The sequence below is a fragment of the Methyloceanibacter sp. genome, assembly GCF_058506495.1.
The window spans coordinates 1-25,813 of record NZ_JBZMXT010000033.1; the positions used below are offsets into that span (position 1 = coordinate 1).

Annotated in this window: 26 protein-coding genes and 1 pseudogene; 11 read left to right on the forward strand and 16 right to left on the reverse strand. The window is 58.9% G+C overall.

Annotation, left to right across the window (positions count from 1 at the left end):
• Positions 1-941 (reverse strand): annotated as a pseudogene (locus AC33YF_RS07665) (DEAD/DEAH box helicase family protein); the annotation flags it as partial.
• A 201-nt stretch (positions 942-1,142) separates the two neighbouring features.
• Positions 1,143-1,520 carry an MAPEG family protein gene (locus AC33YF_RS07670; protein WP_491776611.1) on the reverse strand — a complete coding sequence of 126 codons (378 nt, stop codon included), beginning with the start codon at positions 1,518-1,520 and terminating at the stop codon, positions 1,143-1,145.
• Positions 1,521-1,853: 333 nt separating this feature from the next.
• On the opposite strand from AC33YF_RS07670, the gene AC33YF_RS07675 reads away from it, so the two are divergent.
• The gene (locus tag AC33YF_RS07675; protein ID WP_491776612.1) at positions 1,854-2,654 is read left to right on the forward strand and encodes a bestrophin-like domain; all 801 of its coding nucleotides are present in this window, start codon (positions 1,854-1,856) and stop codon (positions 2,652-2,654) included.
• Positions 2,655-3,025: 371 nt separating this feature from the next.
• The gene (locus tag AC33YF_RS07680; protein WP_491776613.1) at positions 3,026-3,772 is read left to right on the forward strand and encodes a histone H1-like repetitive region-containing protein; all 747 of its coding nucleotides are present in this window, start codon (positions 3,026-3,028) and stop codon (positions 3,770-3,772) included.
• A 144-nt stretch (positions 3,773-3,916) separates the two neighbouring features.
• On the opposite strand, the gene AC33YF_RS07685 is transcribed toward AC33YF_RS07680, so the two are convergent.
• The gene (locus tag AC33YF_RS07685) at positions 3,917-4,087 is read right to left on the reverse strand and encodes a hypothetical protein (protein WP_491776614.1); all 171 of its coding nucleotides are present in this window, start codon (positions 4,085-4,087) and stop codon (positions 3,917-3,919) included.
• Positions 4,088-4,224: 137 nt separating this feature from the next.
• Between AC33YF_RS07685 and AC33YF_RS07690 the strand changes: the two genes are divergently transcribed.
• Positions 4,225-4,902 (forward strand): SRPBCC family protein, encoded by a 678-nt coding sequence (locus AC33YF_RS07690; protein ID WP_491776615.1) that lies wholly within the window; start codon positions 4,225-4,227, stop codon positions 4,900-4,902.
• Positions 4,903-4,956: 54 nt separating this feature from the next.
• Here AC33YF_RS07690 and AC33YF_RS07695 read toward each other — a convergent pair whose 3' ends face one another.
• On the reverse strand, positions 4,957-5,592 hold the full coding sequence (locus AC33YF_RS07695; protein ID WP_491776616.1) for a hypothetical protein: 636 nt from the start codon (positions 5,590-5,592) through the stop codon (positions 4,957-4,959).
• A 636-nt stretch (positions 5,593-6,228) separates the two neighbouring features.
• On the opposite strand from AC33YF_RS07695, the gene AC33YF_RS07700 reads away from it, so the two are divergent.
• The 4 genes from AC33YF_RS07700 to AC33YF_RS07715 all read left to right on the forward strand — a co-directional run bounded on the left by AC33YF_RS07700 (position 6,229) and on the right by AC33YF_RS07715 (position 9,242).
• Positions 6,229-7,431, forward strand: a complete 1,203-nt coding sequence (locus AC33YF_RS07700) for a pyridoxal phosphate-dependent aminotransferase (protein ID WP_491776617.1) — start codon at positions 6,229-6,231, stop codon at positions 7,429-7,431.
• 45 nt (positions 7,432-7,476) lie between these two features.
• A complete protein-coding gene (locus AC33YF_RS07705) occupies positions 7,477-7,713 on the forward strand; it encodes a TOBE domain-containing protein (RefSeq protein ID WP_491776618.1) in 237 nt (78 codons plus the stop codon).
• A 103-nt stretch (positions 7,714-7,816) separates the two neighbouring features.
• A complete protein-coding gene (locus AC33YF_RS07710; RefSeq protein WP_491776619.1) occupies positions 7,817-8,755 on the forward strand; it encodes an alpha/beta fold hydrolase in 939 nt (312 codons plus the stop codon).
• A 70-nt stretch (positions 8,756-8,825) separates the two neighbouring features.
• Positions 8,826-9,242 carry a VOC family protein gene (locus AC33YF_RS07715; protein ID WP_491776620.1) on the forward strand — a complete coding sequence of 139 codons (417 nt, stop codon included), beginning with the start codon at positions 8,826-8,828 and terminating at the stop codon, positions 9,240-9,242.
• Positions 9,243-9,252: 10 nt separating this feature from the next.
• Here AC33YF_RS07715 and AC33YF_RS07720 read toward each other — a convergent pair whose 3' ends face one another.
• Positions 9,253-9,828, reverse strand: a complete 576-nt coding sequence (locus AC33YF_RS07720) for a hypothetical protein (RefSeq protein ID WP_491776621.1) — start codon at positions 9,826-9,828, stop codon at positions 9,253-9,255.
• A 201-nt stretch (positions 9,829-10,029) separates the two neighbouring features.
• On the opposite strand from AC33YF_RS07720, the gene AC33YF_RS07725 reads away from it, so the two are divergent.
• Together AC33YF_RS07725 and AC33YF_RS07730 are read left to right on the forward strand one after the other, a co-directional pair.
• Positions 10,030-12,078, forward strand: a complete 2,049-nt coding sequence (locus AC33YF_RS07725; protein WP_491776622.1) for an elongation factor G — start codon at positions 10,030-10,032, stop codon at positions 12,076-12,078.
• A 162-nt stretch (positions 12,079-12,240) separates the two neighbouring features.
• The gene (locus AC33YF_RS07730; RefSeq protein ID WP_491776623.1) at positions 12,241-13,470 is read left to right on the forward strand and encodes a pyridoxal-phosphate-dependent aminotransferase family protein; all 1,230 of its coding nucleotides are present in this window, start codon (positions 12,241-12,243) and stop codon (positions 13,468-13,470) included.
• Positions 13,471-13,580: 110 nt separating this feature from the next.
• Here the strand turns inward: AC33YF_RS07730 and AC33YF_RS07735 are convergent, their stop codons facing one another.
• The 3 genes from AC33YF_RS07735 to AC33YF_RS07745 form a co-directional block, all read right to left on the reverse strand.
• Positions 13,581-14,165 carry a thermonuclease family protein gene (locus AC33YF_RS07735; protein WP_491776624.1) on the reverse strand — a complete coding sequence of 195 codons (585 nt, stop codon included), beginning with the start codon at positions 14,163-14,165 and terminating at the stop codon, positions 13,581-13,583.
• On the reverse strand, positions 14,165-14,971 hold the full coding sequence (locus AC33YF_RS07740) for a lytic murein transglycosylase (protein WP_491776625.1): 807 nt from the start codon (positions 14,969-14,971) through the stop codon (positions 14,165-14,167). The genes AC33YF_RS07735 and AC33YF_RS07740 overlap by 1 nt, the downstream gene beginning before the upstream one ends.
• A gap of 282 nt (positions 14,972-15,253) precedes the next feature.
• Entirely contained in the window at positions 15,254-15,634 is a 381-nt protein-coding gene (locus AC33YF_RS07745) for a phasin family protein (protein ID WP_491776626.1), read from the reverse strand.
• Positions 15,635-15,851: 217 nt separating this feature from the next.
• Between AC33YF_RS07745 and AC33YF_RS07750 the strand changes: the two genes are divergently transcribed.
• Positions 15,852-17,594, forward strand: coding sequence for an OPT family oligopeptide transporter (locus AC33YF_RS07750; protein ID WP_491776627.1), 1,743 nt, complete (start codon positions 15,852-15,854; stop codon positions 17,592-17,594).
• Positions 17,595-17,610: 16 nt separating this feature from the next.
• Here the strand turns inward: AC33YF_RS07750 and trxB are convergent, their stop codons facing one another.
• On the reverse strand, positions 17,611-18,573 hold the full coding sequence (gene trxB / locus AC33YF_RS07755) for a thioredoxin-disulfide reductase (RefSeq protein WP_491776628.1): 963 nt from the start codon (positions 18,571-18,573) through the stop codon (positions 17,611-17,613).
• 97 nt (positions 18,574-18,670) lie between these two features.
• Positions 18,671-19,636, reverse strand: a complete 966-nt coding sequence (locus AC33YF_RS07760; protein WP_491776629.1) for a mitochondrial fission ELM1 family protein — start codon at positions 19,634-19,636, stop codon at positions 18,671-18,673.
• A gap of 177 nt (positions 19,637-19,813) precedes the next feature.
• On the opposite strand from AC33YF_RS07760, the gene AC33YF_RS07765 reads away from it, so the two are divergent.
• On the forward strand, positions 19,814-20,311 hold the full coding sequence (locus AC33YF_RS07765) for an Lrp/AsnC family transcriptional regulator (RefSeq protein ID WP_491776630.1): 498 nt from the start codon (positions 19,814-19,816) through the stop codon (positions 20,309-20,311).
• Positions 20,312-20,398: 87 nt separating this feature from the next.
• On the opposite strand, the gene AC33YF_RS07770 is transcribed toward AC33YF_RS07765, so the two are convergent.
• From AC33YF_RS07770 to AC33YF_RS07795, 6 genes are all read right to left on the reverse strand, one after another.
• Positions 20,399-21,391 carry a TIGR03808 family TAT-translocated repetitive protein gene (locus AC33YF_RS07770; RefSeq protein ID WP_491776631.1) on the reverse strand — a complete coding sequence of 331 codons (993 nt, stop codon included), beginning with the start codon at positions 21,389-21,391 and terminating at the stop codon, positions 20,399-20,401.
• Positions 21,388-22,062 carry a pyroglutamyl-peptidase I gene (locus tag AC33YF_RS07775; protein WP_491776632.1) on the reverse strand — a complete coding sequence of 225 codons (675 nt, stop codon included), beginning with the start codon at positions 22,060-22,062 and terminating at the stop codon, positions 21,388-21,390. The genes AC33YF_RS07770 and AC33YF_RS07775 overlap by 4 nt, the downstream gene beginning before the upstream one ends.
• Positions 22,063-22,130: 68 nt before the next feature.
• Entirely contained in the window at positions 22,131-23,138 is a 1,008-nt protein-coding gene (gene meaB, locus AC33YF_RS07780; RefSeq protein WP_491776633.1) for a methylmalonyl Co-A mutase-associated GTPase MeaB, read from the reverse strand.
• Between the two features lie 103 nt (positions 23,139-23,241).
• A complete protein-coding gene (locus AC33YF_RS07785; RefSeq protein ID WP_491776634.1) occupies positions 23,242-24,921 on the reverse strand; it encodes a SpoIIE family protein phosphatase in 1,680 nt (559 codons plus the stop codon).
• Between the two features lie 49 nt (positions 24,922-24,970).
• Positions 24,971-25,432: an ATP-binding protein gene (locus tag AC33YF_RS07790; protein WP_491776635.1), complete on the reverse strand. Its 462-nt coding sequence runs from the start codon at positions 25,430-25,432 to the stop codon at positions 24,971-24,973.
• Positions 25,433-25,451: 19 nt separating this feature from the next.
• A partial coding sequence (locus AC33YF_RS07795; protein WP_491776636.1) for an STAS domain-containing protein occupies positions 25,452-25,813 on the reverse strand: 362 nt, incomplete at its 5' end.

Below are 25,813 nucleotides of genomic sequence, written 5' to 3' on the forward strand. Positions count from 1 at the left end.
CCCGTGGCCTCGATCATCTCGAGGTCGAACAAGGTTCGTTGCTCCAAGCGCTGCGCCTCCAGAAGCCGACCGGCGCCATTCAGTTCGATGAGGCGCTGCCTCAGCTCCTCCTTAATGCCGCGCACCGCCTGCTTCAGCGTGGGCTTCGGTGTCACGTAGTGTGAGTTTGCGTAGATCTTGACGATTGCGAATTCGTCGGTTTTGGCGCCGGTCAGGGGGTCGAACTCGACAATTGATTCAATCTCGTCACCGAACAGAGAGATGCGCCACGCCCGGTCATCCAAGTGTGCGGGCCATACTTCGATCGTGTCCCCGCGGACGCGGAAACTGCCGCGCGCGAAATTGACGTCGTTTCGCCGATATTGCAGGGCCACGAGATCCGCCATCAATTGCCGCTGCTCGATGCGGTCACCACGTTTTAGGCTGAACGTCATCGCCGTATAGGTCTCGACCGAGCCGATACCGTAAATGCAAGACACGCTCGCCACGATAACCACATCGTCTCGCTCCATGACAGCGCGCGTCGCTGCATGGCGCATGCGGTCGATCTGTTCGTTGATGGACGAGTCTTTCTCGATGTAAGTGTCCGTGCGCGGAATGTAGGCTTCGGGCTGGTAGTAATCGTAATAGGAGACGAAGTACTCCACTGCGTTGTCGGGGAAGAAGGCTTTAAACTCGCCGTAGAGCTGAGCTGCGAGCGTCTTGTTGGGCGCCAAGATGAGCGCTGGCCGTTGGGTGCGCGCGATGACTTGCGCCATGGTGAAGGTCTTGCCCGATCCGGTGACGCCGAGCAGGACCTGATCGCGCTCCTCCGCGTTAGCTTGCGCCACGAGTTCGGCAATCGCCTGGGGCTGGTCGCCCTTAGGCTCCATGTCCGTCTGAAGGTCCAGTGCGATGCCGCCTTCCGATTTCTCCGGTCGCGCCGGCCGGTGCGGCGTGAACGCCATGGCGGCACCCGTGACCAGGGGATGATCCTGGATCAGTGGCTGGTGTGCCTCGCCAAAACCGGGATCCCGCCGGTCGCCAGACACCGGCATGCCGGCAGCTTCGCCGGTGACAGCACGGGGCTCTGCGCGGGAGCCGAATGTCTTTGGTACACGAGGGGGCATTTCTGCGAATATGGCGGCGCTGACCGGCGTTGGCTAGGGGCCGGAACCGTTTGCCGCGAGGGCGATGATCGCCGCCATCGAGAGAAAGGCAAAAATCTGGACGGTGAAAAGGAGACCGCGGATTGGCACCGTCGTATCGACTATCGGCAGCGCCATGTGCAGCACGCTTTGGTAAACATGAGCAATCAGAATTGCGATCGCAAGTTGGCCCAGACGGGGCGTGTCGATGCCCGCTACCGCCGCCGTGAGGGCGAATGCTCCGTAGATTGGAAGGTCTTCCAGGCAGTTGGCATGGGCCCGCGTTGCACGGGCGTAAAAATCGGTTCCTTCAACTGGGCCGCCGGCGAAGTCCGCAAACTTCGCTCGATTTGACAGCAAAAGGCCCCAGCGATGCATCGCCACGCCAGACATCAGGACCAGTACAGTTCAGACGGCAAACGCCAAAAGCACCCAAAGTGGAGTGGTCATTATCGTGTTCCTTGCCCTCTAGCTCTCGTGGGATCGACGGCGCAGCATACCGGAGCAGAAAGCAAAGCGCCGCCAGCGAAATAGTTCGGCACAGTCGAAGAAGCGACCGCTTGATGGCTGCTCTGTCCCGTTGGCGCTTGCCTTCGTCACCGCTCCTTTGCCCTTGAACCTTTGTCGGCCATGGGCTTCTTTGTTTCCGAATCGATCTAGTAACAACCGGGCCTAGCGAAGGCCGACCGCTAGTCTTAACGCTGCTCACGCTGGGGTGGACGCTCAATGGACGATGACGCTTACGCGACTGCGCTGCTCTATCTCATGCGCGACACGCCTTTGTGGCTCATTGGCTTTATCGTGACCGTCATAATCGTGGGCTACGCGGTTGGGCTTATGCTGCTCACCAGGTTTCAGTTCGGCGCGGATCGCCTGAAGCAAAACAACGAAGTTGCCGGATTCAAATACGCGGTCGTTGGCGTCCTCTATGCCGTCTTGTTGGCTTTCGTCGTTATCGCGGTTTGGGAAGACTACAGCGAGACGGAGGCCTCCGTCAGAGACGAGTCCAAGGCAGCCATCGATCTGTACCACGTCGCTTTGGCGCTGCCGGAAAAAGGTGCGGAGATCCAGAAAGCCATCCAAAAGTACGCTCAGAGCGTCTATGACAACTCTTGGGACGCCATGGCTCTTGGGGGTCGCAGCGAGCGTGTTGCACGCGATCTCGCATCCCTAAACGCGGCCATTCTCGAACAAGAACCCAGGAATGCTAAAGAGCAGGTGCTCTTCCAACACGCCCTCGATCTGGTAACGATCATTACCGATAACCGCAACGAGCGGCTCGAGAGCGCCGATGGGTCGGTGCCAGCCGTTTTGTGGTTCGTTCTCATCGTCGGCGGTATGATTACGCTTGGTTATCCCGCCTTTTTTGCATCGTCCAATATATACGCCCAGATACTCATGACGGGGTCGCTAGCGGCACTCCTTGCATTGACGTTGTTTCTAGGGCTCGCATTCGACTTTCCGTTCACAGGCGACCCACATATCTCGAGAGCACCTTTCGCGGATGCGTTGCTGCAGATGAACTAGAGTCTGAATGCAACACAGCTTCGGCCGCGCGTAGCATGCCGTACACTGCGGGTGCGCGTTGCGCATGCGATCGACGGTCTCTTGCACTGCAATATAGTTAGGCGAGAGTTGCGCGAGAAACGAATCGTTTCGTGCGTAAAATGCGCTAAAGCCTTTTCTTCAACAGGCGCTGTGGAATAATCGCGTGTTGCATGTCAACGTCGTGCGCCTGTTAGATTGCAGCAACTTGAATTATATGTGCGTATACAAAATAAAAAGAGTTCACTTGCCATACGGTGCGGCAAGCCTGGAGCACTAGTGAAGCGTAAACCGAAGTACGCGTCCTCGTGAACGGGTCGCTGAGCGACACACAACAGCATCGGAGCAAACCAATGGCTACGAGAACAACTGGGAAGAAACGTACAGCGAAGAAGAAGACAGCAGTTCGCAAAACAGCCGCTCGGAAGAGTGCTGCGCGTAAGAAGGTGGCACGGAAGTCCACGGCACGTAAGGCAGCCGCTCGCAAAACAGCCGCTCGGAAGAGTGCTGCGCGTAAGAAGGTGGCGCGCAAGAAGGTGGCGCGCAAGAAGGTGGCACGGAAGTCCACAGCACGTAAGGCAGCCGCTCGGCGCAGTGGCGCGCGCAAGTCGGCCGCGAAGAAATCTGCGGCCAAGAAGTCTGCGCGAAAGGCCTCTGCTCGAAAAGCGACCGCCAAGAAGGCGGCCGCAAAGAAGAAGGTCGCTGCCAAGAAAGCAGCTCTAAAGAAGGCCGCCGCAAAAAAGACTCTCGCCAAGAAAGCGACGCCCAAGAAGGCCGCTCCGAAGAGAGTTGTCCCAAAGAAGGCTATGGCGCCGCCCAAGCCAGCTGCTCCCCCGAAGCCGGTTGCTCCGCCCAAGGCCCAACCGGCGCCAACACCGACTGTGGCGCAGCCGGTGCAAAGGCCTCCTTTGGCACAGCCGGCTCCAAAGCCCGCGCAGCCGCCATCGCCCGGTTTGGGTACGGCAGCTCCAAAGCCGGGTGGACCAGGAAGCGCTATCCCGGGGTACACGCCCCCTCGGCCGCCAATGCCCGGAACGACGCCGGGACCTGCCCCCACGCCGATGCCATATCGGCCGTCATGGGCTCGGGACGACGACTAGATTGGCTGTCGATACACAGTTGGAGGGCCGGCGCAGAAAGCCGGCCCTTCTTTGTTGGGCAAACTCAGGAGCGCGAATGACAAAGCCGCGCGCAGGATCGCGGCGGCTCACCTTGCAACGATTCAACGTCAGGCAGGTTGAGCGTTAGACACCTCTGAAAACATTGCCAATTGCCAGAATCACATAGGCGGCTATAGCCACCCAGAACCGATACTCCCCGATGATTGGCATCGGCATAAACGTGCTAAGGATTGCCAATATCGCCAAAACAACCGAAATAACGAATATCAGGGTGGTTGGCGCAGATAGATTCATTGTCAGATCCTCCCTCATGTTGACGTTGAAACTGTAATCGGTTTCTGTGACTTTGCGAGCGCGGAACCGTGGCACTTGTGTCACAGCGGGGGGTGGCTCGCAGGGGGCTCATCGCCAAGAATATAGGAGATACGAGTATGGCGCCGATGATGCGGCTCATCCTTGGGCTTGGTGTTCTTGTACTTATTCTTTCGGCTGTCGCGCTTGGGCTGCCGGCGTATGTCACTGCCACCCGGTCCGTGGTCATCAACGCACCGGAATATGTGATTTTTCCTTATCTGAACAATCTTCGTCGCCAGAAGGAATGGGCGCCGTGGGCGGTGCAGGACGAGAATATCAAGATGACCTATTCCGGTCCGGCAGAGGGCAGCGGCGCAAAGGTCGAGTGGGAAAGCGATGTTCCCGCCGTTGGCAATGGCAGCATACAGATTGTTGAGTCGAATCCTTCAAGTCAGCTAACACTCTCAGCAGATGTCAAAGATACTCAAGGGACCAGTACTTTTGATCTGGTGCCAGAGGGCGCTGGGTCCAAGGTGACCTGGTCGTTCGTCTTCGAGTCTGGCTCTAGCCCGATCAAGCGTTGGAAGGGGCTAATGCTCGACGGTTATATAGGAGAGGTCTACGAGGACGGCTTGGAGACGCTGAAGGAAAAGGTCGAGGCTTCCCGCGCGCAGGCAGCGCCCCAGCCGGCGCCTGTCGCTCCAGCGCCTGTTGCGCCCGCGGAAGAGCCGGCAGCGGAGGGCGGCGAGACGGTTGTGCCAGAACAAGCGCCAGCTGCAGAGACTCCCGAGGAGACACCGGCGGAGCAGCCTTAAGCATCCGCCAAATCGGACGATCCCGGAGGCTAGCCGCTGCTGGCGGTCGTGACGCTAGAGTTTGCGTTGTTGTTCTTTGGATCGCCCGTCGGGCGCTGCGCTCTCGATTTCGTGGCTTGAACGCATGATCAGCGTGTCGAGCGGACTGCAGTCGAACAGGCTGGTCTCGCCCGTAGCCCCTCCGGCCTGTCCTAGATCCAAATGCGGGTCAACCACCGGACGGCCAGTAACACGATAGACGCAGGTCGCACCGTCGCTCGCCGTGAACGTTATGCTATCGCCGATACTGACGGTCCCCGGGTTGACATCACCCAGTGCGATATCGCCTTCCGTCACATTTTGGCCAACGGCCTGATGTGCCAAAGATTGAGGATCAGCCAAAGCGTGGTCGGCCTCGGTCTCAGCTTCGGTCATCTCACGCAAAGACGCGCTGAGGCCGAGCCGGCGCACCTTTGCGGACGGCAAATGAGACATGGGCGCTGAGATATTTTGCCAAGGCCAGGCCTCGGTGACCGCTTGGTCCGACAGGGCTTTCGTCCAGGCAGTTTGACGCAAGGACTGCGCAAATCCATCCTCGTTCATTGCGGGAAATATGTCGCGCACTTCCGAGGCGGCCAGCATCACGACGAGCGCTGCGGACGCGGCAAGGCCAAGCTTTCCTGCCTTCTGCAGGCGCGAGAAGGAAGACATTCGGCTGTCGTTCTGCATCAAGTGTCCCTCCGACCCCGCTGGCTTCGAGTCACAGTGCGCTTAACTTGCTGCCGCATTTGCAGCGCAACAATTCCCAGCGTTCCGAGAACTAGTACGAACGCTACGAAGGCTTCTGTCATTCCCATGAGCCCCGTGGAACTCCATTGGTTAGAGCCTGTGCCTAGCTGCCGTCGCCCCTGATTCTCACCCAATGCAAGACACTAGCACAGGGTGGCACCATCGAAAGAAATCACGAGTCGGCTCTTCTACCGCAATTTTGGCTTCTTCTGCCACGGATACAAGCTTGTCTGGAACAGAGAACCAAAATTAACCTATATAAATCATATTTTTAGGGCACTTCAGAATTTCGTGTTCGCGAAGGATTGGCATAGCGGCAACGCAATCTTCGGCATTGGTTCCTGGAGCGTCGCCTCGCGGATTCCAGAGACCGCCCGTCACAATTCCCATCATGGCTCCGAAACAGCTCCATCGCCGGCTGTTCCGGGCTTCGTCTCGTCTGCTCCGAAATTCTATGTTGCAATGCACTTGCGGCAACACTTCCGCACGCATAGGGTTGGCCGAATTTTTCCTATATGCCTGTGTTCTGTGGCCCTTTCAAATCATCAGGAGTCATCGATGGGACTGGTTTCCCGCACGCTTGAACGGGTGAAGCCTTCGCCAACCATGGCGATCACGGGCAAGGCTCGCGAGATGAAAGCTGCCGGTTTTGATGTCATTGGCCTTGGCGCTGGTGAGCCAGACTTTGACACGCCGGACAACATCAAAGCTGCCGCCATTGAGGCGATCAGACGCGGCGAGACGAAGTACACCGCTGTCGACGGCATCCCCGAACTGAAGCAGGCGATTTGCGAGAAGTTTGCGCGCGAGAACGGTCTCGACTACCAGCCCACTGAAGTAACGGTTGGGAGTGGTGGGAAGCACGTTCTCTATAACGCACTTCTGGCAACCCTAGATCCTGGCGACGAGGTTGTGATTCCTGCACCTTATTGGGTGAGCTATCCGGATATCGTGCTGTTGGCCGGCGCAGAGCCGGTCGTAGTCGACACAAAACTCGAAGACGATTTCAAACTCACGCCGGACGCGCTTGAGAAGGCGATTACGCCGAAGACCAAGTGGTTCATCTTCAACTCGCCGTCCAATCCCACCGGCTCCGCCTATACGCGCGACGAGATCAAGGCGCTTACCGATGTGCTCTTGCGCCACGAGCGCGTGTGGATTCTGTCCGACGATATCTATGAGCATCTGGTGTATGAGGGCTTCAAGTTCTCGACGCCGGCGCAGGTCGAGCCGAGGCTCAAAGAGCGCACTTTGACCCTTAACGGCGTTTCAAAAGCCTATTCCATGACGGGTTGGCGCATCGGGTATGCGGGCGGACCTGCAGAACTTATCAAGGCCATAGGCAAGCTGCAGTCGCAGTCCACGTCCAACCCGTGTTCCATCAGCCAATGGGCCGCGGTTGAAGCTCTGCGAGGCCCCCAGGAGTTTCTGACCGATTGGGTCAAGGCTTTCCAAGACCGCCGGGACCTGGTGGTTTCGATGCTGAACGAGGCCGATGGCTTGACGTGTGCGATTCCCGAAGGTGCTTTCTATGTGTATCCCTCTTGCGCCGGCACGATTCGCAAAAAGACCCCAAAGGGCGACGCGATCGAGAGCGATGGGGACTTCGCCAAGCACCTCTTGCAGGAGGAAGGCGTGGCTGTCGTGCATGGGGAGGCTTTCGGCCTCTCGCCCTTTTTCCGCGTTTCTTATGCGACCGGGGTTGAAGCGCTGCGGGAAGCCTGTACGCGCATTCAGCGCTTCTGCGCTAGTCTTAACTGAGCGCTGACGGCGCTGGAAACTGAGCGAGACCGAAGAGGTGGGGCGATGTCAGAAGAAACAACGATGAAGTTCTCTAAGCTCAGCACTGCGAACCAAATCGCGGGCAAGATCATGGAGATCCGCAAGGGAGCCGTGACGGCGATTGTCTACGTGCAGATTGCTGGAGACACAATGGTCGAAGTCAGCGTGACAATCGCCTCTCTTGAGACGTTGAAACTTTACGAAGGCAAGGCAGTCACTTTGATTATCAACCCCGTCGACATCATGGTTGGCTGCGAATAGCACCGAGCCTATCCTCGCAGTTCGCTGCCGGGCTGCGCGACCCACATGCATTCCGCACAATCATTGTGCCGACGCTCAGAGCAATCGCCGATACATCGCGCCTATGGATAAGTACGTCTTGGACGATCCCGATATTTTTGCTGAACGCTCGTCGCGCGTGCTTCGGTTAGCAGATGGGCGGTGTCTGGGTTATGCGGAATATGGGGCGCCCGACGGCCAGCCGGTGATCGTCCTGCATGGTACGCCGGGCTCTCGCATGTTGTTTGAGAGCACGGATGCCGTCGCACGAAAGATGGGTTTCAGGATCGTCGCGCCAGACCGTGCAGGCTACGGCCTATCCGACGTGCATCGCCATGAGACATTGAGCGAAACGGCGTACGACATTCAGGCCCTCGCAAATGGTTTGGGGATCACTCGATTTTACCTTTTGGGATTCTCTGGCGGAGGGCCCCATGCGCTGGCCGCAGCGCTATTAATGAAAGACCGTGTACAGCAGGTCGCGTTGATCTCTCCTGTCGGGCTCGTGAGCGATGTGCGGCTTGGATCTATGTCGGGCTTGCATCACTTCATCTTCTCGTATTTGGGAAACTCTCAATTCGCCGCGCGCGCCTATTTCCACAGCGTACGTTCGATGATCACGTGGTTCCCGCTTAGTGCCGAGCATATCGTGTCGCAGTACGCAACCGAGACGGACCGCGCCATTTTGGATCAGTACGGTCTCCGTCACTCACTAGGCACTATCATGTGCGAAGGCCTAATGCGGTCGGTGGAGGGAGCGGTGCAGGATTTGCGCCTATACTGCGGCCCCTGGCATTTGCCGTTGCATCAGCTCGAGACCCCGGTTTCGATCTGGCAAGGCTCTGAGGACACAATTGTCCCGCCAGAATCCGCCTATCTTCTCGCGGAGGCGCTGCCGAACTGCCGTCTCGAAGTCATCGAAGACATGGGGCATTACTGGCTGTTCGGTTCGTTCGAGCGCATCCTAGACCGAATCCGCACAAAGCCGCCCCGTCGGAATCGCGCATTGCGCTCGGCGCCATAACGTGGGCCAGTTGGCGACAGCCCTTCTTGGGGTCTTACGTCGAGCTGCATGTCTGTGATCCAATGCTGCTATGACGGCAGTAGCATTCACGCATTGTGCGCTTCAGGTTGCAGATCTCGACAAGTCGATTGATTTCTACGCGCGCTATTGCGGCATGGAGATCGTGAAGGAGCATGGGGCAGCAGACAAGCGCGTGGTTTGGTTGGCTAGCCCCGGCTCTGGAGATCGGTTTGTCCTGGTTCTGCTCGGCGGTGGCGTCGTTCGCGACCAGGAGCCCCGGGACATGACCCATTACGGTTTCGGCGTCGCGACCCGCGAGGACGTGGATCGGATCGCATCGCTCGCTGAAGAAGACGGGTGCCTGCATTGGAAACCGCATGAATACGCCCGGCCCACGGGCTACCTTTGCGGGGTTCGAGATCCCACTGGCTACATTATCGAGTTCTCTTTCGGACAGCCGCTAGGTCCGCACGCGACGTCTTCTTAGGCCGGGCTTATCAATTCTGACTGTAGATGCGGCAGCAACAGTCCTTCAGCCCATCGGTGCGGAACTCGCAGACGAGCTTCTCTTGGGATGTGCGACAGACTTGCGGTGCGGCATTCGCGGCAAGACCTCGGTTGCACGTCTGACGATATGGAATGCAATAACCGCCGAGTTGCTCGGAGTTCGGTGGGCAGCCTCCGGCCGCCGCCGTCCCTGTCGTTGCACGGCCCGATGCTGGCGCGGATGCTGGAGCCTCGTTTTTCTTTCCACCCCACAGGGCGCCGCCGCCCCAGAGACCACCGCTACCACCGCCACCTCCGTCCCACAATGAGCCTCCGGTAGAGCCGGCGGCAGGCGGGCTGGAATTATTGCTTTTTGGGATCTTCGGCATCTTGCCCCGTCGGATCGCGCCACCCTCGCTTCGGCAACGGTACCCTTCCGGCGTGTTGCCACAGACTATCTTTGCGCGCTGCACCAATGAACTCACCGGCATTTCTGCTGCTGAAAGCGCCGCCGCGCGGTCTTGACCGACGGGCATTGGCGACAGCCAAAGCACAAGCGCAAGCGCGAACATGCTGACAAGACGCATGAAAAACTCCTGATAGTACATCCCGGTACCATACTGTCTCGGCTGGCCGATCAGAAGAGGCGCGGGGAGGTTTAGTCGAGTTGAAGACGCGACCCTTGCCAGACAGGACTTCCCTTGTCACGATGGTGTTGTAACGGCTCGCGTAGGGACGAAGGGCCAGGAAAAAGGGCCCACCTTGCGCGTTTTGCAAGGGAGGAAGATATGGGCCAAGCATCGGGCCAACCAGCCCGCAGCGCCCGCTGCATCGCACTGGTTGGCCCCTATCTCAGCGGTAAGACGACACTTCTAGAAGCAATTTTGGCGCGAACGGGCGCCATTGCCCGGCAGGGCTCGACGGTCGCAGGCAACTCAGTTGGCGACGCGTCCGAGGAAGCCCGCCACCACGGCATGAGCGTCGAGCTCAATGCCGCCACCACCGAATATCTTGGAGAAACATTCACATTTCTTGACTGTCCGGGCTCTATCGAGTTCCAGGCAGACGCGGCAAATGTGCTCGCGGCCTGCGATGCGGCCGTCGTGGTGTGCGAGCCAGACGTCAAGAAGGTGCCGGCCCTCCAGCTGATGCTCAAGCAGCTTGAAGATCGAGGCATCCCCCATTTTCTATTTCTGAACAAGATAGACAAAGCCGAGGCGCGTGTTCGCGACATCATTCCGATGTTGCAGCCAGCTTCAGGCCTACCGCTTGTCTTGCGCCAGATTCCAATCTGGGAGAACAGCATTGTTACGGGCTTCATCGACCTTGCCCTCGAACGGGCCCATGTCTATCGCGAACATGCTCCCTCCGAAGTGATCGATATCCCTGATGCGCTCACGGAGAGAGAACAAGAAGCGCGTTTCTCGATGCTTGAACAGCTCGCCGATTACGACGACGAACTGATGGAGCAGCTTCTCGAAGATGTGCCGCCACCGCGGGACAAGGTCTTTGACGATTTGGCGCTGGACTTGCGTGAAGGCGTAATCTGCCCCGTGCTTCTCGGATCGGCTGAGAATGGCAATGGCATTGTTCGGCTCTTGAAGGCACTGCGTCATGAAGTGCCCTTCGTGGAGGCAGTTGCAGAACGTCTCGGCGTTGCTGATGCTGCGTCTTGTGCATTCGTAATGAAGACATTCCACACGGCCCATGCGGGCAAGCTCTCCCTTGCGCGTGTTTTGGCCGGCAAGTTCGCCGACGGAGATGTCGTGTACGGAGGCGAGGCCGAAGAACGGATCGCCGGCACCTTCGATGTTCTGGGTCAGGAGCCCGTCAAACGGGGCCCCGCCTTTCCCGGCGACACCGTCGCATTCGGGCGCCTCGATGGCGTCAGGACCGGCGATACCTTGTCAACAGAGAAGGGGGCCTTGCCCTCTATAGAGCGGGCGGACATGCCCGAGCCAGTTTTCGGCTTGGCGCTTGTTGCCAAGGAAAAGAAGGACGAGGTGAAACTGACCACCGGGCTTGCCAAGATTGTGGAGGAGGACCCCTCAATCTCGATCGCCCACGATCAGGACATGGGGCAGATGATCTTCTGGGGACAGGGTGAGATGCACCTGCGCGTCGCGCTCGAGCGTTTGACGAGCAAGTACGGCGCTGCCGCTTCGACCTTCCAGCGCGAGGTTCCCTACAAGGAGACCATCCGGAAGTCGGCACAGGTCCGCGGGCGCCACAAGAAGCAGTCGGGCGGCCATGGTCAGTTCGGCGATGTGGTGCTGGACATCAAGCCGTTGCCGCGCGGCGAGGGGTTCACGTTCGCAGAGACGATTACAGGTGGTGTGGTGCCGAAGAATTACATTCCCTCCGTGGAGCATGGCGTTCGAGACTACCTGCATTCGGGACCACTCGGTTTTCCAGTTGTGGATGTCGCGGTGTGCTTGGTCGACGGGTCCTACCACTCTGTCGACAGCTCGGATATGGCCTTTCGCCAGGCTGGCCGGCTGGCAATGTCCGAGGGGCTGCCGCAATGCCAGCCCGTCCTACTCGAGCCGATCATGGCGGTCGACATAGCCGTTCCGTCCGAGGCGACTCCACGCGTTAATTCCATTGTTTCCTTTCATCGCGGGCAGATCCTGGGCTTCGACGCCCGTCCAGGTTGGCAGGGTTGGGATGTCGTTCAGGCGCATATCCCGGAAGCCGAGATCCAGAACCTAATTGTGGAATTGAGGTCGGCAACAGCTGGGGTTGGGACATTTCAGGCCCGGCACGACCATTTGGCCGAGCTGGTCGGCAAGGCTGCCGATCAAGTTCTGTCGCACCGCAGGGATCAGGCCGCCTGATCCCTGCCAACAGGGGGTGGGCCGCGTTTTTCATTTTGGGCGGCCGGGCAGCTCGAGGCACCAAATTTTGGCCCCGGGCCTTGCCCTGCGTCGCCCATACCGTTAGACGATTGTGCCTTAATACTTTCGTATAATGTCCGTTAGCTTCCAGAGGGTAATCCTATGACTGTATTTCCAGCTCTCGAAATCCCGGAGACCCTTGCCGCAGGCCCCGGGCCCGGCAACACAGATCCGCGCGTGCTTGAGGCTTTTGCTAAGACTGGCGTTGCTGACCACATGCAGGCCGACGTTCTCCGCGGCATGATCGAGGCGAAGAAGATGCTCCGTGAGCTATGGGGCACGAAGAACCTCTTCACGTTCGGCGTTGCCGGCACTGGATGGAGCGGCCTCGACTCCATGGAGGGTTTGATCCTTCCGGGCGACAAGGTTGTGTCCTTTGTCAACGGCACGTTTTCGGGCATCGACGACCTGACCATCCGGATCAAGGCTTCGTCGCTCGAGGATCTTGCCAAGGACTCTCTCGACCCGCACCCGGCTAATGTTCATACCGTCACCGTGCCTCATGGCCAGTCCGTCACCGGCGACGTCATTGAGGCCGCGCTGGCCGAGCATAAGCCCATGTGGGCGTTTATGGCGCACTGGGAGACCGGTTCAGGTCGCGTGAACGACGTTCAGGCTTTCTCCGATGCTTGCGTGAAGCACGGTGTGATGGGGCTTGTCGACGCCGTGTCGAGCCTTGGCGTCGGCGACTTCAACATTGACGACTATCCGGGCGTTGTCGCGTGGGCATCCTGCCCGCAGAAGGGCGTGCTTTCCTTGCCGCTCACTTATGCGCCCGTTAGCTTTAACGACAAGGCTATTGAGGTCCTCAAAGCGCGTGGTTGCTACTCGTTCGTGCACAACCCGATCTTCGAGGCCCGCCACTGGGGCATTATCGAAGGTAAGGATGTTGACACCCCGACCTATCACCGCACCCATTCGGGATATGCGGTTGCGGCTTTCCACGAAGCACTTCGCATTATTCTTGGTTATGGCCGCGCCCGTAAGGCGTCTGACTACAAGTACCATGAAGCCGCGTTGCGCCAGGCTGTCGAGGCCATGGGCTGCGAGGTCACCTCGAACATGCCGAGCCTTGTCGTGCTGAACCTGCCGGGTAAGTTGGCTGGCCGCGAAAAGGAGCTGGTCCAGGGTGCCCGTGCACAGGGCTTCGGTATTTGGCCAACGCTCTCGGAGCCAGTCCAGGTTCGCATCGGTATCCTCAACCAGCTGACGCCCGAGCAGATTACGGAAATCGTCAGCCGCTTCGCCGATGCCATGCTCGCTTTGGGCGCGGAGTTTGACAAGGCTGCAGTGATGAACCAGCTGAAGTCTTACTACGCGAAGGCCGCGTAAGTCGGTCGCGAGGACGCGCGTCAGTCGCGCATCCTGTTTCAGTACACATCAAAGAGGCCGGTCCCCATGAGGGGCCGGCCTTTTTTGCGGCAAGGCCTTGTGTTTCAAGCTTAGTCGCGTCTCGGGTTCTGCTGGCGCCATTCGCCGGGGCGTTGGAAGGTGCCAGCCCACATGCCTTTCCCTTGGGAGCGGGCCTCGCTTTCGGCGCCCGCATAGGCGTAGCCCGTTTGCCGACCGAGATCGATCGCAAGGCCCTCTCGTACCATGGCCTCGCCGATATCGGGGACGCCCTTGGCACTGCATTGGGCAATGTTGCGGCCGTATTTGTCTGTGGTCTTCTCGGTACAGGACACCTCGCTGCCCTTGATGAGCGCGGCGAGTTCCCGCTTCGCGGCGCGGCCGCAATCCCACGCCTTACCCTTGGCGTCGGTGCAAGTCTGATGCAGCTCAGGCGCGTCGATCGCAAAGATGCGGTACTCCTCACCGTTGCTTGCGCGCAATGTGTCGCCGTCGATCGCCACCAGTTTTGCGCTAGAGCCAAGCTCTTGCGTATCCATTCCGCAATAGCGGTTTAGAAGCAGGACCAGGCAAAGCACGATCAGGAGAGCGATCGCTCGCCCGAGTTGATTGATCAGTGTTTGCCGGGTTGAGCGCGAGCGGCGGCTCCGCGTCTTGGACGATGTCCTTCGAGCCATTATCCGCCGTCGATCTGGGCGCCGACGATCGCGATTGTTTGCTGGTAAACGCCAGCAGCATTCCAGCCCTGAATTGCCCGATAGTTGGGTTGGCCAGGCTGGTAGCCTGCGCCTCGACGCCAGCCATGGCCGCGCAGGAAATTGGCTGTCGAAGCGAGCGCATCGGCCTTGTTGTTCAGATCAACGCGCCCGTCACCGCTTCCGTCGACACCGTAGAGAATGACATTGCGCGGCAGAAACTGCGTGTGGCCTATCTCGCCATGCATGGCCCCAACTTGACCGGGACTTAAGGCGCCGCGGTCCACGAGCTGAAGCGCGGCGTAGAGATGCGGCGTGAAGAAGTGTGGCCGCCGGCAGTCATAGGCGAGGGTGGCGACGGCCGACAGCGTGTTCTGACGACCCATGTAGCGGCCGAAACCGGTCTCCATGCCCCAAATGGCAAGCAACGGTCCCGGCGGCACGCCATATCGTCGCTCTATCGCATTCAAGAGCGCGGCGTTGGATCGCTTATAGCGTTTCCCCTGGGAGGCGATGGCAGACGCGCCTCGCTTTTTCATGAATTGGTTGAGCGATAGCTTGAAGCTGCTCTGACTGCGGTCCGCCTTGATGGTTCCGTATGAATATCGTGTACCCATGAGCGCATTGATGCCACGCTTGCCGATCCCATTGGCCCGGGCTTCTTGAGCGAAGGCCCGCTTCCATTTTTCGAAACCGGCAGCATTGTTGCCGCATCGTGCCGCGAGCGCAGGCGCGGTAGCGAGGACAAGGAGGGCACACACGAACGCGATCAACCGGGTAAACGCCATCAGGATTTTCCCATCGTTTTTGACGCGCTCGGCGAGAAACGCGGTCCCGAGCTGCCGTCTTTGATTGTATCCTAACTGAGCATCTCTTGGGCGCCTAAGTCCATAGAGTTATGGGGGTGAGTTGCTGCGTTGCTCAGACAGCCGGCATAACGTTTCACGATTCTTGGGATGGCGAAGAAGTGAGGCGGGCAAGTGTGCCGCACACGCCACCGTCACCCCCGATTGATTTGGGGTCAATTCGCGCGGTGCTGCCACCGGACCAAAAGTGCAAAGCCGATCGCGCTAGGACTTCCGTCCCGACTGCATGTTTTGCAAAGCATCAGCCATCAGCCACGACAATTGCTGAGCCTGAATACCGAAGGTCTGCATTTGGGTTTGCACGTAGCGGCTCTGTAGCGTCATGACTTCCTGCAGATCGTGGGCCTTCGCAAGGTCGCTTGCCAAAGCAAACGAGCGCTCCGCGTTCTCCTTTGCGAAGCCAATTGCGCGCTCCTGGAGTGCCTTGAAATTCTTTGCTTCTGGTACGCCAGAGGCGGACCAGGCGTTCATCGCTTGGCTCATGAACTCCATGAACTGGCCATAAGCGACGCGTGCTTGCTCGACATTTTGTTCTGCCAAGTCACGCATGTCTGCTGGAAATTCGAACATCTGCTTCTTGTTCATGGGTTCCCCTTTAGCCCAGCTTTTCCTTTATAGGGCCCTGAGCCCAACGCGTTAGTGTTCGTACAATACAGCATAATCTGCCCTGAATGCTATGGCTCGTGCCTTAAGGTAAAATTGCGCCTCGCTGGCGCCTAACGCCCGCGATTCGTGCGTTTGCAGTGTTTTGGGCGAGTTCTCGCTTGGTGCGGCGGCATGATCGTGGCAGTTAGCTGAATAAATGACGGGGATACAAGATAGCTTGACGGGGGGGTCTGCTGCCAGGGCGGACGCGGGGCCTTCCTGTCGAGAGCTCACGCCACGGGCGCTTGCCACCGGCCTGATCCTGGGCGCCGTACTGGCGCCCTGCAACGTCTACTCAGGACTGAAGATCGGCTGGGCTTTCAATATGTCGATCACGGCCTTGTTGTTGGCCTTCGCGTTCTGGGCGCCCATTTCACGGCTCTTTCAGCGGCCCTCTTGGGGCATGCTGGAAAGCAACATTAATCAGACCACGGCCTCGGCTGCTGCGGCTATCACCTCGAGCGGCCTTGTTGCGCCCATACCTGCGCTCGCGGCGATGACGGGTGAGAACTTGCCTTGGTTGCCGCTCATCGTCTGGGTCTTCACGGTGAGTTTCCTCGGCGTTTGGATTGGCTGGTTCTTACGGCCCCGGATGATCGAACAATCCGAGCTGGTGTTTCCCGCCGGCATGGCAGCGGCTCAAACCATGCGAGATATGTTCGCGCACGCAGATGAGGCGATGTCGCGTGTGAAGGTCTTGATGTCGTCGCTGACCGGCGCCGTCTTGTTCAATGTTCTGGACAAGTTCGTCTGGCATATCCCGCGGGTGGGCCCGACCCTCACCGCCTCGAAATACACATTCGTGTTCGACCCCTCGCTCTTGTTGTTGGGCTTTGGCGGCATCATTGGATCGCGCGCAGGCCTCGGTCTGCTCGCGGGGGCGCTGATTGCTTGGGGGCTTATTGGGCCTGCATTGGTCGACCATGAAATCGTTCTTGTAGATCACGGCGAGTCGAGCTGGTTCGAGCCCCTGGTTGGCTGGTTGCTCTGGCCCGGCGTTGCGGTGATGGTGGCGGCAAGTCTTACAAGCTTTGCGGCCTCTCTCTTCGCCGTTTCTAAGCAACATCCACACACACACCGACACAGACCCAAGTCCGGAAACGGGGTGTTTCAATTCGTTGGCTTCGCATTCGCAAGTGCGTTGGCCATCCTGCTGCAAATCGTGCTGTTTGGGATCCATTGGACCATGGCTCTTGCGTCTATCCCTATAGCTTTCGTGCTGGCGACAGTGGCGGCACGCGTTGTCGGCGAGACGTCAGTTGCGCCTATTGGCGCGATCGGTAAGGTCTCGCAGCTAACGTTCGGGGTTATGGCGCCAGGACAGCCCATTACCAATCTTATGACCGCCAATGTCGCGGGAGGGTCGGCCGGGCAATCAGCGGATCTGCTCAACGATTTTCGTGCAGGGTACGAAGTGGGTGCAAATCCTACGCGTCAGGTCATCGCTCAGTGTGCCGGGGTCGTGGTGGGCAGTATTGTCAGTAGTCTCGTCTACTTGATGCTGATCCCGGATCCCGCCACCCAACTCTTTACACCCGAATGGCCCGCCCCCGCCGTTGCCGTTTGGAAAGCCGTGGCCGAGGCGCTTGGGCAGGGGCTCCACGGCATTGCACCCTCCGCGCTCTGGGCGATGGCCGTCGGAGGCGCCTTAGGAATCGTGTTGGCGTTGGTGGAGCGTTGGCTGGATCGGAGGCACTTGATCTTTGTGCCGAGCGGGGCAGCTCTTGGCCTTGCCTTCGTGATCCCTGCAAGCACGTCACTCATGCTGTTCGCTGGCGCTGCTCTGGCCGCTATTGCGCATAAGCTCGCGCCCAAGTGGGCCGCGCGCTTTCTCTTGAGCATCGCTGCAGGACTTGTCGCCGGCGAAAGCCTGTTTGGTGTCGCCTCGGTCTGGTTCTAGACCGGGGTGTGAGCTGCTACTCGGCAGCTTCGGCGTGAGCAGTAAGTCCGGCCAGATAGCGCTCTACATCCAGCGCAGCCATGCAGCCCATGCCGGCTGCCGTGACGGCTTGGCGATACACATCGTCAGTGACGTCTCCGGCGGCGAATACACCGGCAACGCTGGTCACTGTTGATCCGGGTGAGGTCTGGATATAGCCACCGGATTTGAGCTCCAATTGATCCTTAAACAGATCAGTTTGGGGCGAATGACCGATGGCGATGAAAATACCATCGATCTCCATAGTGGTCTCGTCGCCGCTCTTAGCATGCGCCAGCTTGGCGTGCGTGACGCCTAGCGGATCATCGGCACCAATCACCTCGACGAGATTGTGGTCCCACAGCACCTCGATTTTCGGGTGCTTGAAGAGGCGCTCCTGCAGAATCTTTTCGGCGCGCAGTTCGTCGCGGCGATGCACTAGGGTGACCTTCTCCGCAAGATTGGCAAGGTAAAGCGCCTCCTCGACGGCTGTGTTGCCGCCGCCGACGACGATGACGTTCTTGCCGCGATAGAAGAAGCCGTCGCAAGTGGCGCAGGCCGACACACCAAAACCCTGAAACTTGTCCTCGGACGGCAGGCCCAGCCAACGGGCCTTTGCGCCCGTTGCGATAATCAGTGCGTCAGCGAGGTACTCTTCGCCGCTATCGCCCTTCAGGCGGAAAGGCCGGGAGGAGAGGTCTGCCTCGACGATCGTGTCTGCGCTCAGTTCGGTACCGACGTGCTCGGCCTGCGCCCGCATCTGCTCCATCAGCCACGGCCCCTGGATCACATCGGCGAAGCCCGGGTAGTTCTCGACATCGGTGGTGATAGTCATCTGGCCGCCGGGCTGGATACCCTCGAACAGGAGCGGCTTCAGCATGGCGCGAGCTGCATAAATTGCCGCTGTGTAGCCGGCCGGACCGGCGCCGATAATGATGAGCTTCTCGTGGCGGGAACCCATGGGCTTTGCCTTTCAGGTGGGGTTGGCCTCTCATTGTCGGATGGCAGACGTAAGCAGTTGAGAGCCTTCGCGCAACCCGTTCGGTTTCACAACTCCTTTATACCTTGGAGTCCAGGCCAAGCGCCTTCCGGATCAGCGCCGCGACCGCTTCTGTATCGTTGACGGGCGCGTAGTCAAAGGGCTCGATGTGACCCTCGAACGCCCGGGTGGCGCCGCGTTCGCGCATAAGGGCATGGAAACGGTCAAGCCGTGCTGACCGGCCAGAAAGAACCTGAATGTAGACGGGTTTTCCAGTGCCGGTAGCCTCGGTCACCATGTTGACGGAGTCTTCGGTAACGACGATGGCATCGGCGAGGGACAGAAAGGCGAAATAGGGGTTTTCGCCGCTCCCGTCCCAGACGATGTGAGGAACCGCCTTCACCGCGTCCGCTACGGCATCAAGTGTATCTGGGAGCGTGCGGCGCGAGGGCGTGATTAGAAGGCTGCCACCCGTTTCGAGGGCGGCTTTCGCCAGCGTTTTCCCGAAGCGCGTCCCGGCTTCCGGCGGAAACTTGAAGGCGCGACTCTCGCCGCCAAGAAGAACGGCGACATAGGGACGTGGCAGATCGGCCAGTCGGGGACCGAAGTGTGCGCCAGCTTCCGCCAGCTTTTCCGGCGTCACGCTATGGACGGCCCCGAAGGTGTTGACCACGTTCGGCCCTTCGAAGTCATCATGGACGGGTGCGGCGACGAGGTCGAACAGCTGGGCAGGGACCTTCGGGTTCTGGATATGTAGGCCAAAAGCCCCGCTGAGGTCCTTGATGGCGAGCGCCAGCGGCACGCTCCGCCGTCCGATGGAAATCACAAGATCAGGCCAGGGCGGGGCAATAGGAGCATTCGACTCCGAGGCCGCGATCCGCGCCTTCGCTGGGACGAGGTGTTGGAAACGGGTGGGTATCAGCCGTATCGGTCCTGTTGGCTTTACACGTTTTAGGCAGTAGGGCAGGCCCACCGCTTCAGCCACGGCAATGCCCTGTGCCTCCATGCCAACCGCGCCGTCCGTGACGATCCAGGTTTTCGGCATAAGTTTCGCTAAATCCTGCTCAATAGAATTTCCGAAATGGAAAATGCTTAAATTCTTTTCGATTCTGTTGTGTAGACGCCGCAAAAGTATGCAAAACTTTCCGGCCGAGCGTTATCGACCTGCCATCGCGCCTTCTAGCGCGATGGGCCCACTATCGTCTAGGGAGCATGGCCCCCAATGCGTGCCGCCCGCCTCGACTCGACCGATTGGCTTATTCTGCGTGAGCTTCAAGCTGACGGCAGGATCACGAATATTGAGCTGGCGCGAAAAGTGGGGATCTCGGCGCCGCCATGCCTCCGCCGCGTCCGTGCGCTTGAGGAGGCGGGCATCATCAAAGGTTTCACGGTTCTTCTGGATGATCGGGCGCTGGGCTTCGATGTCTCCGCATTCGCCATGATCAAGCTTCATAGCCAGGCCGAGGTGGATCTGATCGCCTTTGAGGACTGGGTTGCAGGCAGCCCCGTGGTCCGGGACTGTCACATGCTTTCAGGCGAAATCGACTTTTTGCTCCGCTGTGTGGCGCCGGACCTCAGCATGTTTCAGGACTTCATCATACATGAGCTTACGGCGGCTCAGAACGTGGAGAGCGTCAAGACTTCGCTGGTAATCCGGACGTCTAAGCAAGCGCCGGGCGTGCCGACGGAGTTGATGTCGAGCGACGCTGAGGTCGAATAGCGCCGACTGGCGGACGACGTTCGCGCGGACAGAAAGATAGCGTTGGGACGCTCTGTTTGCTTCGGCGAGATCTCGGCCTATGGCTGTCTAACACTTCACTGTGCGGATCGCGCCATGCCGGGCGCCGTCAATGTGGTTGTTGGAGATGAGCGCGGTGTCGGCTCCAGAATCGGCAGCTACGCCAATACCGATATGGCTTCTGCGAACGACGTTCCCGGTCACGCTGACATTGCGCAAACGCGCACTCGAGCCGACAAGTATGCCGTAGGCCGGTGCGCCTTCCACAACATTACTGTGTACTGACGCATCAGCCCCCACAGCGATCCCGCTTCCGGGTGCTTCACCTGTTTTCCGGAAGAAGAGATTGCGGATGATGTTGCCTTGGACAACAGCCGGGCGCCCGCCATCGTTAAAATTACTCACCAAGATTCCTGTCGCGGCAGTATCGACGATGTTGTTTTCGACAATGGCGCCTTCATATCTGAGTCCCACATAGACTGCTCCACCTGCAATGTTGCCGAACGTGCAGCGCGCGATACGGCCCGCAGCTTCGTGCAAGCTTACGCCATTGCCACCGCTATTTAGGAAGCGGCAGTCCAACACATCGAGTTCGATAGCGCCGGCCACGGTTAGGAGCGCGTCGAACTTTTCTAGCGGCCGCGCGCCACCGTTGAGCACAAGCCCTGTCAGCTGAACGCCATCCGCGCCGGTCACGGAGAGAATTGCTCCGCCCTCAGATTTCAAGATTGTTTGGTCTGAAACGCCGTGGATTTGCGACCCGGGCCTAAGCGTAAGCGTTCCCGTCCTATACGTTCCAGGAGGCAGAAGAAGGGGCGTGCCAGACGAAGCATTTTCGTCGATTGCCTGTTGAAGCGCCGCGGTTTGGGACACAGCTCCACCTGCAGGTTTTATTCCCAGACCGTTCGCGGCAATCAACTTGCGTGTGTTCGACGGGCCCGCCATGCTCAGGCCAACGCTTGCGACAATGCCCACACCTGCGGCAAGGCCCGCGAGCAGCGCCTCACGGCGCCGCATCTGAAGACCGCCTCCGTAGCCGGACTGCCCACGCGACGCGCTCATCGCGACTCTGGCGGGACATCAATCAGACCCGCGCCGAACTTGCTTTGCAGTTGGACAGCATGAAGCGCTTCTTGAAGTATCAACTCTGCAGCCTGCAATAGAGTGCTCATGCTCAAGATATGAATGTGGGGCACGTGGACGAAAAGCGCGTCGCTTCCATTCTGTTCGGCCCAGTTGAGCGAGCGAAAGTAAAGATCGTTGCAGAGATAGCGGCCGCAAGACTGAGAGACGCTCACAGGAATGCTCTCAGCCTGCAGCCGACCGGCAAGCGCATCGACTGGGAGCCATGTCTCGTGCATTTCCTCGCAACCGGAAATCACCACATTGCGTTCCGGATGGGCGCCCCCTGCATCGGGTCGGTGCTCGATCTGGTTGTGGGCTTTTGACTCTAACTGGATTTCCGTTGCCTCCACCTTCAAGCCAAAATGGATCATGAGACGCGGGCGGATGGCTTGGTGAAAGTAAGCGGCTCGGCTGGCTACGGCATGCCACTCGGTCGGGAGTACAGCCCGATAGATCATGCAGTTCGTGGGTGGAGCTGCAGCCGCGACCATTTCAGCTAGCCAGCCGGAAGGGTTCTCGGCAACACCGGGAAAGGGGCCAAAACCCGTGATCAGGACGCGAGGTTTGGCCTGGTCGTGCGTCATGAGGTCGGACGAGACGTCTGCCATAACTCTGGCTTATCTCTGCTTGGGGTCAGAGGGAAGAGGGTATCGGTCTCTTCAATGCCGTCCAGTCGCTATTCAGGGTCTTCCAAACCCACGAGTTCCGCGAGTGCAGCGGCGCCTTCTGCCGGGCTGATTGTGCCTTCGCGAACTTGACCCTCGATGTCTTGGTATTCGCGCGCTGCGCGGCGTCCGCCCTTAAAGGCCGCGAGGAGGCGCTGTTCGAAGATCTCCCGCATCCAGGTTGCCGCCTGTTCGGCGCGGCGTTCATCGAGAACGCCCGCCTCGGCGAGGGCGCTCCGGCATTCCCCGATCTTCTCCCAAAGCGTGTCGAGGCCCGTATTATCGCGCGCCGACATGGTGAGAACCGCCGGCTGCCAGGCCGTGTTGCCGGAGGCGAGAATATGCAGTGCCGCGCGATACTCCGTTGCAGCGCGGTTCGCGCGCTCCACATTGTCGCTGTCCGCCTTGTTTACAGCGATGATGTCCGCAAGCTCCAGGAGTCCGCGCTTAATGCCTTGCAACTCGTCGCCGGCGCCTGGAATGGCGACGACAACGAAGACATCCACCATATTGGAAACTGCAGTTTCCGACTGGCCGACGCCAACAGTCTCCACAAGAACCACGTCGAATCCTGCGGCCTCAACGATCGCGATCGTCTCGCGCGTGGTCTTTGTGACGCCGCCGAGGTTTGATCCAGCGGGTGAGGGGCGAATGAACGCCTCGGACTCTGAGGCCAGTCGGCCCATGCGCGTCTTGTCACCGAGAATGGAGCCGCCAGTCCGCGACGAGGTTGGGTCAACTGCAAGAACCGCTACCGTGTGCCCCGCCTGAATGAGATTGAGGCCAAACTGGTCGATGAGTGTGGATTTTCCGGCACCTGGGACGCCGCTGATACCGATCCTGATCGCTTTACCCGTATCCGGCATAAGTCGCTTCAGCAGGTCGCGCGCCATCGCTTGATCCTTCGGACGCGTGCTTTCGACGAGGGTAATGGCACGCCCAAGCGCGACCCTGTCGCCTGCGCGAACGCCGGATTCGATATCTTCGATGCTTTTCGGCGCTTTGGTGGTCACGGACATAACGTGCGGCGTAGAGCGAAAACAAACTGTGTGCAACCCCTCACCAGCCACCAAAGGATCCAGGCGACGGGCGTGGCTCACGACTTTGCGTCCACTGCGCCCCTTACGTCGTTCGCCTAACGGCGACACAGGTGATGTCGTCAGCTTGTGGTTCCTCGCACGCGAATCGATCGACACTTTCGACGAGCTCTGAAATCAGGTCTTCCAATGCCACGTGTTTACTCTGACCAAGTGCACGCAGGAGCCGTTCGTCTCCATATTCCTCCTTGGCCGGATTGATCGCCTCGGTGATGCCGTCGGTAAACAGGAGAAGAAGATCGTCGGTCTCCAGTTTCGTCGTTTCGGATTTCGACGTCATGTCCTCGAAAAGTGCCAGTGGCATGCTTGTCGCTGCGAGGCGATGGCTGCTTCCATCCGCTCGCATCAATACGGGCGCGGTGTGTCCGCAGTTGCAATACTCAAGTGTGCCGTCGCGGACGTCCAAGACGCCGAAGAATACCGTGGCGAATAGCGAAGAGGCGTTGTTGCGGCAGAGGATGGCATTCGTCCGCGCTATTGTTGCGTTGGTGCTGCGTTCCTCTTGGACCGCCATACGTAAAACGGTGACCACAACGGCCATAAACAGGCTGGCGGGAAGCCCTTTTCCGCAGACGTCGCCCACGACAACAACGAGGCGATCTTCATCGAGCATATAGAAGTCGTAGAAATCCCCGCCAACGGCACGCGCTGGACGAATGTGGCCTCGAACCTCGATGTCAGCAGCCGGTGTGCTTAGGCTTGGCTCGGAAGGGAGGAAGGATTCTTGGATAAGAACGGCGCTCGCCATTTCCTCTTGCTGCCGCTGCTTTGTAAGGATCTGATCTGCAAAGCGGCGAAAGGCTGAGGCAAACTGGCCAAGTTGCGGAGGCGGATTGGCCAGGTCATCCAGAATCGTCTGGTCGAGTTTTCCCTTTTCCAGAGCGGACAGCGCGTTCGTGTAAAGCGCAACGGCCTTACTGACAGACATGGTCTGTTCGCCGAGTTGTCGTACGACGGCCATAAGAAGTTCGGGTGATTTTCGGCTTAGCCGGAACAGCTGCGCACGGTTGATGCGATACACGCGTGCTTCGGTGAGTGTATCGACACTTGCAATCCGAGGAATCCCGGCCAGAGCCCCAATCTCGCCGATGAGACGGGGCGCTTTAAGCTTTGCGAGAGTCACCGGGCCATGCCGTGTGTTTTCGTAGACGCGCAAATAGCCGGTATCCAAATAGTAGGCACATTCGCTTGTTTCACCCTGACGCAAGAGACACTCGCCGGGTTTCAACTCGGTAGGTGTCAGCGACGCCAATACGTCTGAAAGAGCTTCGGATGACAGAAAATTCTGGTCTGCGTGGGAATTTTGCGCCTCAGCGAGCGCCGCTTTCAGGGTGAGCTGGGTCTTGACGCGCGCGAGGACAACCTCCGGCGGAAAAGGTTTCCGGATATAGTCCGAACCACCCGCCTCGAAGCCCCTGACCTCATCCACCGTCTCCGTCTTTCCGGTCAGAAAAATCACGGGGATGTCGCTCGTCTGGTCGTTGGCTTTGAGCCGACGGCATACCTCGATGCCATCCATGCCAGGCATCATCACGTCGAGAAGAATGAGGTCAGGCTTTTCGTGTCCGCTTGCGATCTGGAGAGCCTTCTCCCCAGTTGTCGCCACTTTTGTTCTGAACTTGGCTCCAAGGATGCCGGCGATGGTGGCTACGTTGGAAGGTGTATCGTCTACGATCAGGATTAGTTGTTTACTTGGATCCGACATACTCTCCGCAAATAGCACTCCAACGTGTTGCTCCCTGAGAAGCTGCTGCTCACACTATGAATTGTAGGCTAACGCGATTGCCTGTCGCGGTGCGATCATAATGCAGATGCTCCGAAAAGCTCTTGATGAGGCCGATGCCGAGTCCTCCGATCTCGATCTCATCCAACGTTTGGTGGACAACGTCGTGCGACGCTGCCGTTATGTCAAATGGACTGCCATTATCCTCAATGATCATGTGAACGCCGTCTTCGCGGCTATCGAGCGTCACCGATATCTGCAAGGGACCGTTGGCGCCCTCCAACTGTCCTGCCGCGGCAGTCGAACCCTCTGAGGCGGTCCCCCCGTGTCGGACGATATTGGTCATGAGTTCTTCTACGCAGACCTGCATGTCGTAGGCCTTCGCGTCCGGCAAATTGAGGTCTGTCGCCACCGACTTCACCCAGCTCACGGCAGCGCCGATTTCTTGCCACGAGCCAACAAAAAGGCGGTTCCAGCAACCGGACGCAGCCATTGTCTAACCGAACTCTGCTCTAGGACACGAAGACCCTGTCGATAGCCGCCGAGTCTTCGATTATCGGAAGTACCGTATCAATGCGGCTTTCTCTGAGGACACGCTCCACGTTTGGCTGTGGGCTGAGAAGAACGAGCTTCCCACCATTGTTTGATACCGTTTTCGCTGCCGTGATCAAAGTCCGGATTCCCAGCGACGCCAAAAATGACACTTCTGACATATCGACCAGAACGTTTTTGCTCGCCTTGGCGATATCGTTGAACGCGCCGTCGACCTTCAGCGAACCATCGACATCCATGCGACCTGAGAGCGACACTTTCTGTACGCCGTTCTCAAGAGTCGTCTTCTCAAGCTCCATTGGTCCCTCCAAGCAATCCGTGC